Genomic DNA, 11,685 nt, shown 5'->3' with positions numbered 1-11,685 from the left:
CGGAAGGGAGTCCGGGGCCGCCGCACGGATCCCGCTTTCGGCGCCGTCGCATTTTCGCGCACCGCGATCGATCGTCCGCGTTTTAACGATTGGCGGCCCGGAATCGCCAGAACCGCCAGGTCGGCCGCCGTGGGACCGCACGGCGCAGCAGGTCGCACACCCCTGGTCGGAGCACGCACGAAGAGGCGGGTCCATGCCGCCGGCCACGGGGGGAGCGCACATGACCGGGCTGTTCTCGCGTCGCGCGAAGGGCGCGGAACCGTCCGCTCCGGACGCCCCGCCGGAACCGGTCGCCGTCCCCGAAGCCCCGTACGACTACGCCTACTTCAGCAGCCTCGCGGGCCGCACGGTCGAGGACGCCCCGACGGACGAGCCGTACCGGGTGCGGTACCGCAGCCTGCTGAGCCGCGAACCGCACCGCATCCGGGCCGCGTTGCTCCTGCTGGCCGCGCCGCTGGTCGAGTGCGTGCTGCTGGTCTGGCTGCTCCAGCCGGGCCACTGGCCGGTCCGACCAGGCGAGACCGACACCTGGCTGCTGGTCGGCGACAAGGTGATGATCGGCATCATCGCGGTGGTGGAGGCGTTCCGGCTGGTCAACGTCGTCTCCAACGCCCATGCGACGCTGACCGCCCGCGATCCGGTCCCGGTGGCGCCCGAGCGCGGCACCCGGGTCGCCTTCATCACCACCCGCGTCCCGGGCAAGGAGCCGCCCGAGATGGTGCGCGCCACGCTCACCGCCGCGCTGGCCGTCCGCCACGACGGCCCCTACCACGTCTGGCTGTTGGACGAGGGAAACGATCCCGCCATGCGCGAACTCTGCGAACGGCTGGGCGTGCGCCACTTCAGCCGGGACGACATCCCGCAGTGGAACACGCCCACGGGCCGGTTCCGCGCCAGGACCAAGCACGGCAACTACAACAGCTGGCTCCAGGCGTACGGCGCCGACTACGACTTCTGGGTCTCGGTGGACACCGACCACGTCCCGCTGCCCGAGTTCTGCGAGCGCATGCTCGGCTACTTCCGCGACCCCGACGTGGCGTTCGTGGTCGGCCCGCAGGTGTACGGGAACTACCGCAGCTCGGGTTCGGTGGTCACCAAGTTCTCGGAGAGCCAGCAGTATCTCTTCCACGCCCTGGTCCAGCGGGCCGGGAACCGCTACGGCGCGCCGATGTTCGTCGGCACCAACAACGCCGTCCGGCTCGAGGCGCTGCGCTCGATCGGCGGGCTCTACGACTCGGTCACCGAGGACATGGCCACCGGTCTGGAGTTCCACCGGCGCCGCAACCCGGCCACCGGCGCGCGCTGGAAGTCGGTCTACACCCCGGACGTGCTGGCGATCGGCGAGGGGCCGTCGTCCTGGACGGACTTCTTCTCCCAGCAGCTGCGCTGGAGCCGGGGCACCTACGAGACCCTGCTCACCCAGTACTGGCGGGCGGCCTGGGAACTGTCGCCGGGGCGGCTGCTGAACTACACGCTGATGGTCTCCTTCTACCCGATGGCCGCGCTCACCTGGCTGCTCGGCGGGGTGTCCAGCGTGCTCTACCTGGGGTTCGGCGCGTCGGGCGTCCATGTGTCGTCCGAGATCTGGATGGCGCTCTACAGCGACGCGGCCGCGCTGCAGGTGCTGCTCTACACCTGGAACCGCAAGCACAACGTGAGCCCGCACGAGCCGGCGGGATCGTCGGGCGTGGCGGGCATGGTGATGTCGGCGCTCTGCGGTCCGATCTACGCGGCATCGTTTCTGCAGGCCCTCCTGCGGATCCGCAGCCGGTTCGTGGTGACACCGAAGGGCGCGTCGACCAGCCCCGACCGGGTGGCCACCTTCCGGCTCCACCTGTTCTGGGCGCTGGTGTTCGGCGGCGCCGTCGCGGTCTCCTTCCGGACCGGCCACGACCACGTCGCGATGCGGACCTGGGCCTGCCTGGCCCTGTTCCTCAGCCTGCTGCCGATGCTGCTGCTCGTCGCGGACGCCGTGCACCGCCGCCGGGCCCGGCCCGTCTCCACCCTCACGCTCACCCCGGCCGGCGCCGGCGCGGCCCCCGCCTCCGGGCCGCCGTCCACCGCCGAACCGACAGCCGCACCCGCATCCGTGCCCGCACCCGCACCCGCACCCGCCACGAGGGGATGACGAGGAACCGTGAAGATCCGCCACACCGGCCGCACCCGGCGCTTCGCCCTCGGCAGCACCGTCGCCCTGACCGTGGCCGGGATGAACGCCCCCGCCGTCCTGGGATTCGCCACCGACCGGTACCACCACTACGTGGTCAACCGCCCCGCCTACAAGGCCGAGTACGGCCACTGGCAGACCCTGGTGCTCCCCGCCGAGTTCCGGATCAACGCCATCCACGCCGCCCTGCTGCGCACCGGCAAGGTCCTGATCATCGCCGGCTCCGGCAACGACTTGAAGAGCTTCGACGCCGGCACCTTCAAGAGCCTGCTCTGGGACCCGGCCGCCAACACCTACAAGGCGGTCCCCACCCCCGCCGACCTGTTCTGCGGCGGCCACACCGCGCTGCCCGACGGCCGGATGCTGGTGGCCGGCGGCACCCGCCGCTACGAGGCGCTGGACGGCGCGGTGAAGAAGGCCGCCGGCACGATGCGGGTCCGCAACGAGGACCCGGACGCGGCCCGCAGCCTTCCCAAGGGCACCGTCTTCCGCGCCCCGAACGGCCATGAGTACGTCTCCACCGCCGACCTCACCGTCCCCGCCGCGACCAAGACCGGCGCCGGCGCCGCGACCGTCGTCACGGCCTCCGAGGCCAAGGTGTTCGCGGAGGCGGTGGCACCCGGCCGGGACTCGGTGCTGGACTCCCCCGCCCAGTTCACGATCAAGGGCCTGACCGGTGCCGACGCCCGGAACCTCTACGGCGCGGCCGACCGGATGACCCTGGAGAAGCAGGACTACCAGGGCATCCGCGCCGCCTTCGAGTTCAACCCGGACACCGAGATGTACGAGCAGGTCACGGACATGGCCTACGCCCGCTGGTACCCGACGCTGACCGGCCTGGGCGACGGCCGGGTGGTCACCGTCTCCGGGCTGGACGACACCGGACAGATCCTCAGCGGCAACGACAACGAGGTCTACGACCCGGCGGGCAAGACCTGGTCCAAGGCGCCCGACCGCTACTTCCCGACCTACCCGTCGATCTTCCTCACCGCGTCCGGCAAGCTCTTCTACTCCGGGTCCAACGCCGGCTACGGGCCCGCCGACCAGGGTCGCGAGCCCGGGCTCTGGGACCTCACCGACAACAGCTTCCAGCCCGTGCCCGGCCTGCGCGACCCGCAGCTCACCGAGACCTCCTCCTCGGTGCTGCTGCCGCCCGCGCAGGCGCAGAAGGTGATGGTGCTCGGCGGCGGGGGCGTCGGCGAGTCCCCGCTCTCCACCGCCCGCACGGACATCGCCGACCTCGCCGCCGCGCGGCCCGCCTTCACCCCGGGCCCCGACCTGCCGGCCGGCGGCACCCGGTACCTCAACAGCGTGATCCTGCCCGACGACACCGTCTTCACCACCGGCGGCTCGCGCGACTACCGGGGCAAGCACCGCAGCGACCTGCTCAAGGCCCAGACCTACCACCCGGACACCAACACCTTCACCACCGCCGCCGAGCCCACCGTCGGCCGGAACTACCACTCCGAGGCCCTGCTGCTGCCCGACGGCCGGGTGGCGGTGCTCGGCTCCGACCCGCTCTTCAATGACAAGGCCGGCACCGAGCCGGGCACCTTCGAGCAGCGGATCGAGATCTACAGCCCGCCCTACCTGTTCCACGGCGAGCGGCCGAGGCTGACCGACGTCCCGGCCGCCGCCAGGCTCGGCGGTACCGTCGGGGTGTCCACCACCGCGCCGGGCGGCATCGCCACCGCCAAGCTCGTCCGGCCGAGTTCGGTCACCCACGCCACCGACGTCGAGCAGCGCTCGGTGGCCCTGGACATCACCGCGCGCACCACCGATGGCGTCACGCTCACCCTGCCCGGCAACCCGAACCTGCTGCCGCCCGGCTGGTACATGCTCTTCGTCACGGACGCGGCCGGCACCCCGTCGGAGGCCCGCTGGATCCAGGTCACGCCCTGAGCCGCGGGGCGCCCGGCGGCGAGGCCCGCTACCCGGCGGTGGCCGCGCCCGCCGTCGCCAGGCCCAGCGCGTACGGCAGCCAGAACTCACCGGCCGCCGGCTCACCGCGGCCGCACTCGCCGTCCGACTCGCCCGGGTTCTTGATCCAGAGGTACGCGTCGACGCCGGGCCGCCCGGTCTCGGTCGTGGGCGGCGTGCCCAGCGCCCGGCCGGGCGGGTTGCACCACGCCTCGGCGTTCAGCGGGCCGTTGCCGTTGCGGCTGGTGTCGATGACGAAGTGCTTGCCGCCCAGCAGGGCGGACAGCTGCGCGCCGTACGCCGCGTTGCGGTCGGTGGTGAAGAAGTTGGAGACGTTCACCGCGAAGCCGTCGGCCGCCGCGATCCCCGACCTGCGCAGCGCCTCGGCCAGTGCGGCCGGGTCCGGCGTCCACCCGGGGTTGCCCGCGTCCAGGTAGACCCGCACCCGCGGGCGCTTCTTCAACTCCTGGACGGCGAAGGCCAGCAGGCCGTACCGCTCGGCGGCGGCGTCGCCCTTGACCCCGCAGGTGTCCAGGGTGTGCGCGATCGCGTCCGGCTCCAGCACCACCCAGGCCCGCCGGTCGCCGAGCGCCTCCGCCAGGCCGGTGATCCAGGCCCGGTAGGCGGCGGCGTCGGACGCGCCGCCGGCGGAGTAGAGGCCGCAGTCCCGGTGCGGGATGTTGTACGCGACGAAGACCGGTGTGCGGTCGGCCTCGGCGGCGCGGCGGCTCACCTGGTCGGCGATGCCGTGGGCCGCCTGGTCGCCGAGCCACTGGGAGGAGGGCTGGGCGGCGATCCGCAGCAGGCTGTCGGCCTCGGCCGTCCGGCCCTGGCCGCGCAGGGCGGCCGCCTGGCGGGCGACGGAGGTCCGGTCGGAGACGTAGAAGGTCTGGCCGGGCAGCTGCGGCAGCGTGCCGGCGCCCGGAGCGGTGGTCGGCGCGGGCGCGGCGGCCGTCGAACTCCGGCCGCCGGGCGTTCCCTTGGCGCCGTCGGCGTTGCCGTCGACGTTCCCGCCGGCGCTTCCCCCCGAACACCCCGCGGCGCCCGCCAGCAGTCCCAGCAGCGCCGCCCCCGCGACCAGCCGGAGCCCCGTCCCCCGCCCAACTCGGCGCACCTACCGCCCCTCCCCTGCCCGGTCCGGGCGACCCGGCCGGCCCCAAGCTTCGCACACCGGGCACCGCCCGCCGTCCACGATCAGGTGAACGACGGGCGGCGGCAGGCGAGAAGACGCCCCGTCGGCCAGGGGCGAGGGGTCCGGCGGCTCAGGCCTGCTTGAGGTCCGGGATCCGCCAGTCGATCGGGTCGACGCCGAAGCCGTCCAGCGCGGTGTTGATCTGCGAGAACGGCCGGCTGCCGAAGAACAGCTTGGCGGAGAGCGGCGACGGGTGCGCGCCCTGGACCACCACGTGCTTGCCGGTGTCGATCAGCGGCAGCTTCTTCTTGGCGTAGTTGCCCCAGAGCACGAAGACCACCGGCTCCTCGCGCGCGCTCACCGCCTTGATCACCGCGTCGGTGAACTTCTCCCAGCCCTTGGCCTTGTGCGAGTTGGCCTCGTGCGCGCGCACCGTGAGCACCGCGTTGAGCAGCAGCACGCCCTGCTCGGCCCAGTGCATCAGGTAGCCGTTGTCCGGCGCCGGGATGCCGAGGTCGGCGTCCAGCTCCTTGAAGATGTTGCGCAGCGACGGCGGCGTCTTGGTGCCCGGCAGCACCGAGAAGCTCATGCCGTGCGCCTGGCCGTCGTCGTGGTACGGGTCCTGCCCGAGGACGAGCACCCGGACCTTCTCGTACGGCGTGGCCTCCAGCGCGGAGAACTCCTGCCCGCTCGGCGGGAAGACCTGGTGCTCCGCACGCTGCGCGGCCACGAAGGCCGCCAGCTCGGCGAAGTACGGCTTCTCCGTCTCGGCGCCCAGCACCGCCCGCCAGGACTCCGGCAGCTCCAGCCCGGTCCCCGCCTCCGTCCCGGTCACGTCCGCCTCGACCGTCCCCGCCTCGACCGTCTCCGTCACGACGACATCCACCTCCCACCGGACGGCCGCTCACCGCCGCACCGCCCCGACCTGCGGGCGTATCGCGCCCCTCGCGCCGTACGCCCTCTTTCACCCCGAACGCTACACAGGCCCACCGACAACCGGGTCCCCGACCACCTCACCGACCCCCTCACCGGCCGCCCCACCAGCCCTCTCATCAATCCCCTCACCGACCGCCGCCCGCGCCACCCGCAGGTGCTCGACGACGTTCAGCGCCACCAGCAGCACCGCGAGCACCACCAGCGCGGTGATCGCCGGCCACCGCACCATCAGCGGCGCGAGCGCCAGCACCACCGCCGCCGCCCCGATCCGGGTCGTCGCGACCGAGCGGAACATCATCCAGCGCGTGTAGCCGAAGGTCAGCAGGTACAGCCCGCAGCCGCCGTACAGCAGCGCCACCGAACCCGCCCCGAGCGCCCTGCGCGGATCGGCCACCGTCTCGCCGAAGCCGACCGCCACCGCGATCACCGCGGCGGCCAGCGCCAGGTGCCCGTACTGGAAGACCCGGCGCACGACGTCCCGGCGCGAGTCCGCGACGACGACGGCGTGCCGCATGGCGTCGGCCGCGTAGACGAAGTACTGCCACCAGAGCCCGGCCGAGATGGTGAACGCGGCGGTGACCGCGACCAGTTCGGCCGCGTCCAGGCGGGCCGCCGCCGCGGTGGCGCCGATCCCGACGATCGACTCGCCGAGCGCGACCAGCAGGAACAGGGCGAACCGTTCCGGCATGTGCGCGGGGTGGTAGGAGACGTCGGCCAACCGGCGGCGGAACACCACCGGGGCGGACAGGTCGCAGAGCGCCGCCAGCGCCCAGAGCCAGACCCGCGGCCCCTCCGGCAGCAGCCCGCCCACCACCAGCAGCGGCCCGCTGACCAGCGCGCCCACCCCGTACGGGCCGCGCCAGACGCCCGGGACGCGGACCAGCAGGAGCAGCAGCACCACCCGGGCCGCCCAGTACCCGGCGCCCAGCAGCACGCCCCGGCCCCCGTACGCCCCGGGCACGGCGAGCGCCATGACCAGGCCGGTCAGTCCGACGGTGAGGATGCCGAGCCGGTCGCGCGCGGTGTCCACGTCCCGGATGTTGGCCTGCACGGTGGTGCCGACCCAGCACCAGTAGACCGGCACGAACACCACCAGCGCCCGGGCGACGCCCGCCCAGTCGTGGTGGTGGTGCAGCAACCCCGACACCTGGGTGATCGCGAACACGAACACCAGGTCGAAGTACAACTCCGCCCAGGTGACCCGCTTCTCCCCCGGGTCCCCGGCCGACTCCCCCGCGCTGCCCATTCGTCCTCCCCGACGCGCACGGCGAACGGGCCCCGCCCCCGGCCGTCGTCGACCGGAGGCGGGACCCGCAACAGCAGTGCCGAGGCTAGACCAGCTCGACCAGGTCCGCGATCGACTTGACCACACGGGTCGGCCGGTACGGGAAGCGCTCCACGTCGGCGGCGGCGGTGAGGCCGGTGAGCACCAGGATGGTCTCCATGCCGGCCTCCATGCCCGCCACGATGTCGGTGTCCATCCGGTCGCCGATCATGACGGCGGTCTCCGAGTGGGCGCCGGCCGTGTTGAGCGCCTCGCGCATCATCAGCGGGTTGGGCTTGCCGACGAAGTACGGCTCGACGCCGGTCGCCTTGGTGATCAGCGCCGCAACCGAGCCGGTGGCCGGCAGCACGCCCTCGGTAGAGGGGCCGGTCTCGTCCGGGTTGGTGCAGATGAAGCGGGCGCCCTGGTTGATCAGGCGGATCGCCTTGGTGAGCGCCTCGAAGCTGTAGGTCCGGGTCTCGCCGAGCACGACGTAGTCCGGGTTGTTGTCGGTCAGCACGTAGCCGGCCTGGTAGAGCGCGGTGGTGAGCCCCGCCTCCCCGATCACATAGGCGGTCCCGCCGGGGCGCTGGCCCTTCAGGAACTTGGCGGTGGCCAGGGCCGAGGTCCAGATGCACTCCTCCGGCACCTCCAGGCCCATCCCGGCCAGCCGGGCGCTGAGGTCGCGCGGGGTGTAGATGGAGTTGTTGGTGAGGACCAGGAACGGCTTGCCGGACTCCCGCAGCCTGCGCAGGAACTCCTCCGCGCCGGGGATGGGGGTGCCCTCGTGGATGAGGACCCCGTCCATGTCGGTCAGCCACGACTCAATGGGCTTGCGCTCTGCCACGTCGGTGTCTCCTCGGTCTTGCAACGGTACTGAACGATCTCGCACATCGCTCCGGACCGGACACCCTCGGCCGGCCGGGCGCCACTGGCTGCCCCAACGCGCACCAGCCTATCCGCCCGAAATCCCAGGCGGGACAGCCCCCGGACCACCCCCCGGGCCCCCGCTCGACGAACGGCGGCCGGTCCGGTGGCCGCCTCGAAACGGTCCACCCGCCGGGTCAGGACCTGTTGTCTAATGAAGGCCGTGCGTGACGGCCGTCCGACAGGGGGAGCTACTGATGATCAGGGTGCTGTTGGCCGAAGACATGGACATGGTGCGCAGCGCGCTGATGGCGCTCCTCGCGTACGAGGACCGGCGGTAGCGGAGACCGGCACACGAGGAGGGGATTCCCGTTTATTCGCGCACTGCGGATGACAGCGATCCGGAGCGGACCGGTTCCGTTTCCGGCCCGGACCCGGCGGTCCGGCTCGACGGAGTGAGCAAGGTGTACGGGCAGGGGGCGGGGGCCGTACACGCCCTGCGCGGGGTGTCGATGGAGTTCCGGCGCGGCGGGTTCACCGCGGTCATGGGGCCGTCCGGATCGGGGAAGAGCACGTTCCTCCACTGCGCGGCCGGGCTCGACCGGCCGACCTCCGGGACAGTCCGGCTGGCCGGCCAGGACCTGGCGGCACTGAACGCGAACGAGCTGACCCTCCTGCGCCGGAAGCGGATCGGCTTCGTCTTCCAGGCCTTCAACCTGCTGCCGTCGCTGACGGTCGAACAGACTTCGCGGACCAGGTCCGCTTCCTGGCCGACGGCGGGTTCGTCGAGGCTCTGGACCGGCCCACGCCCGAACGGGTCGCCGCGCGGATGACCCTCCTGGGAAGGCGCTGACGACATGTTCCTACTGGCCTGGCAGACCGTGCGCGCGCGGAAGGCGGGCTTCGCCGGCGCCTTCACCGCGCTCGTCCTCGCCCTCGTCCTGACCTCCGCCTGCGGTGTCCTGCTGGAGTCCGCCCTGCGCGCGGGCACGCCCACCGAGCGCTACGCCGCCGCCCCGGTCGTGATCGGCGGCAGCACTCGCATCCCGGACGCCGGACCGCTGGCCGCCGAACTCGCCGGGCTGCCCGGCGTCACGGCCGCTGTCCCCGAGGTCTCCTTCCCGGCCGCCGTGATCACCTCGGACGGGGATGTCCTGTCCGGACCGCAGGGCGGCCCCTCGCTGGGACACTCCTGGGCCGGCGCCGAACTCGCCCCGTTCCGGCTGGCCTCCGGCCGTGCCCCGGCCGGCCCGGACGAGGTGGTCCTCGACACCGCCACGGCCGCCCGTGCCGGGATCCGGGCCGGCGGCACCGTGCGGCTGGCCACCATCGAGGCCCCCCGCACCTACACCGTGACCGGACTCGCCCTGCCCCCACGGGAGTCGACCCGTCAGAGCGCGCTCTTCTTCAGCCCTGCGCAGGCCGCCCGGCTCGCCGGGACGACAACCGGCGCGGACGCGATCGGGCTCACCGTCGAGGAGGGGACGGATCCCGGGACGCTGGCCGAGCAGGCCCGGTCGGCGGTGGCCTCCGCCGGGCCGCACAACGGGGGCGAGGACGCGTCCGAGCCCCAGGTGCGCACCGGCGACGAGCGCGGCGAGCTGGAATTCTCCGACGTCCCCGGGCCCGGGGACGGCCTCTCCTCGCTCGCCGGGACGATGGGCGCGCTGTCGCTGTTCGTCTCGGTCTTCGTGGTGGCCGGTGCGCTCGCGCTCTCCGTCCAGCAGCGCCTGCGCGAGATGGCCCTCCTGCGGGCGGTCGGCGCCACCACCGGGCAGGTGCGGCGGATGATCGCATTGGAGACGCTGGTGCTGACCCTCGCGGCCGCGACCGTCGGCCTCCCGTTCGGGATCGGCCTGGCCGCGCTGCTGCGGGGCGAACTGGTCGGCCGCGGGGTGGTCGGCTCGAACGTGCCGCTGCACGTCGGGCCGACCGCCCCGCTGGTCGTCCTCGGCGGCGTCGTCGTCACCGCGCAGGTGGCCGTCCGGGCCGCCGCCCGCCGGGCCTCCCGGGTCGAGCCCACCCGGGCGCTGCGCGACTCCTCGGCGCCACCGCCGCGGATCGGCCGGATCCGAACGGGGCTCGGACTCGTGACGCTCGCCGTGTGCGGCGTGGTGCTGGCCGGCTCGACGGACGGCCGCAGTGGGGCCGGCACGGCCGAGGGCATGGTGCTGGTGCTGCTGCTCGGGGTCGCGCTGATCGGTCCGATGATCGGCCGGATCGCGGGCGTGGTGATCGGCGTGCCGATGGGCCGCCTCTTCCCCGTCGCCGGGTTCCTGGCCTCCACCGCCCTGCGGGCCCAGCCCCGCCGCTTCGCCGCCGCCGTCACCCCGCTGGTCCTGGCGGTGGCCTTCACCGGCAGCGTGCTGTTCGTCCCGGTCGTCAAGGCGCAGGGCAGCGCGGCCGAGGACGGTCGGCGGCTGCTGGCCGACCACGTGGCCCAGGCACAGGGCATCGGCCTGCCGACGGAATTCACCGAAGCCGTCCGCCGGGTGCCCGGCGTCGGGGCGGCGGGCGGCCTGGTCCCCAGCTTCGTCATGGTGTCCTCCGGCGCCACGGCGGACAGCGGCGGTTCCCACGGGGCGGACGCCCGGATCGTGGATCCGCAGGGGCTCGAACAGCTGCTGGACCCCGGGGTGACGGCCGGCTCGCTGGAGCGGCTGCGTGGCGAGAGCATCGCGCTGGGGCAGCGAACGGCTTCCCGGCTCAAGGTCGACGTCGGCGCCACGGTCCGGATCCGCTGGGAGGACGGCAGCGACAGCACCGCCACGGTGGCAGCCGTCTACGACCGCGACGCCCGGTTCGCGGACGCGCTGCTGCCCACCGACTTCGCCACCGCCCACACACCGGACCGGCTGGCACCGACCGTGCTGGTCCGCACAACCCCCGGCGCCGACCCCCGGCAGGTGGGCCGGGAGCTCCGGGACCTCACCCCGGCCTACCCGATGGCCCGGATCAGCGACCGGGCGGACTACGAAGCGGCACGTCGGCACCGCCAGGAGGCGGCCGGCGAGGTCGGCCGGCTGCTGCTGGGCGTGATCAGCCTGTTCACCGCCATCGCCGTCGTCAACACCCTGGTGATGACCACGACCGAGCGGCAGCGCGAGTTCGCGCTGCTGCGGCTCGTGGGGACCACGCGTCGCCAGGTGCTGCGGATGATGGCCTGGGAGGGCGGGATCACGATCGCGGTGGCGCTCGTCCTCGGCGCGGCGGTCACCACCGCCGTCCTGGTCCCGATCAGTCTCGCGCTCACCGGTACGGCCTGGCCCGCGCTGCCCGCGAGTTGGTTGGCCGCGGTGCTGGGCGGAGCGGCGCTCCTGGGGGTGGGTACCGTGCTGCTGACCACCCGGCTGGCACTGCGGCGGGAACCGGCCGAGGCGATCGGGGAGCGCGACTGAG

7 protein-coding genes and 1 pseudogene are annotated in these 11,685 nt (G+C 73.4%); 4 read left to right on the top strand and 4 right to left on the bottom strand.

Annotated features, from left to right (window positions below; all coding sequences use genetic code 11):
• Nucleotides 1–220 precede the first annotated feature (220 nt).
• Nucleotides 221–2,128, top strand: a complete 1,908-nt coding sequence (locus ABTX81_RS15465) for a glycosyltransferase family 2 protein (protein ID WP_350544944.1) — start codon at nucleotides 221–223, stop codon at nucleotides 2,126–2,128.
• Nucleotides 2,129–2,137: 9 nt separating this feature from the next.
• Complete coding sequence (glxA, locus tag ABTX81_RS15460; protein WP_350544942.1) at nucleotides 2,138–4,069, top strand: radical copper oxidase GlxA; 1,932 nt, start codon at nucleotides 2,138–2,140, stop codon at nucleotides 4,067–4,069.
• A gap of 28 nt (nucleotides 4,070–4,097) precedes the next feature.
• Here glxA and ABTX81_RS15455 read toward each other — a convergent pair whose 3' ends face one another.
• The 4 genes from ABTX81_RS15455 to ABTX81_RS15440 all read right to left on the bottom strand — a co-directional run bounded on the left by ABTX81_RS15455 (nucleotide 4,098) and on the right by ABTX81_RS15440 (nucleotide 8,266).
• On the bottom strand, nucleotides 4,098–5,201 hold the full coding sequence (locus tag ABTX81_RS15455) for a glycoside hydrolase family 6 protein (protein ID WP_350544937.1): 1,104 nt from the start codon (nucleotides 5,199–5,201) through the stop codon (nucleotides 4,098–4,100).
• 148 nt (nucleotides 5,202–5,349) lie between these two features.
• Nucleotides 5,350–6,027 carry a uracil-DNA glycosylase gene (locus ABTX81_RS15450; RefSeq protein WP_350545054.1) on the bottom strand — a complete coding sequence of 226 codons (678 nt, stop codon included), beginning with the start codon at nucleotides 6,025–6,027 and terminating at the stop codon, nucleotides 5,350–5,352.
• Between the two features lie 168 nt (nucleotides 6,028–6,195).
• Nucleotides 6,196–7,401, bottom strand: coding sequence for a low temperature requirement protein A (locus tag ABTX81_RS15445; RefSeq protein ID WP_350544934.1), 1,206 nt, complete (start codon nucleotides 7,399–7,401; stop codon nucleotides 6,196–6,198).
• Nucleotides 7,402–7,486: 85 nt separating this feature from the next.
• Nucleotides 7,487–8,266 (bottom strand): HAD-IIA family hydrolase, encoded by a 780-nt coding sequence (locus ABTX81_RS15440; RefSeq protein ID WP_350544932.1) that lies wholly within the window; start codon nucleotides 8,264–8,266, stop codon nucleotides 7,487–7,489.
• A gap of 475 nt (nucleotides 8,267–8,741) precedes the next feature.
• On the opposite strand from ABTX81_RS15440, the pseudogene ABTX81_RS15435 reads away from it, so the two are divergent.
• Both ABTX81_RS15435 and ABTX81_RS15430 read left to right on the top strand, forming a co-directional pair.
• Nucleotides 8,742–9,029, top strand: a pseudogene (locus ABTX81_RS15435) (ABC transporter ATP-binding protein); the annotation flags it as partial.
• A 114-nt stretch (nucleotides 9,030–9,143) separates the two neighbouring features.
• The gene (locus ABTX81_RS15430) at nucleotides 9,144–11,684 is read left to right on the top strand and encodes an FtsX-like permease family protein (RefSeq protein WP_350544929.1); all 2,541 of its coding nucleotides are present in this window, start codon (nucleotides 9,144–9,146) and stop codon (nucleotides 11,682–11,684) included.
• Nucleotide 11,685: the final 1 nt, after the last annotated feature.

Source organism: Kitasatospora sp. NPDC097605 (genome assembly GCF_040302725.1).
GTDB lineage: Bacteria > Actinomycetota > Actinomycetes > Streptomycetales > Streptomycetaceae > Kitasatospora.
The sequence above is the reverse complement of the archived record's forward strand: the minus strand, read 5'-3'. Positions and strand labels throughout refer to the sequence as shown.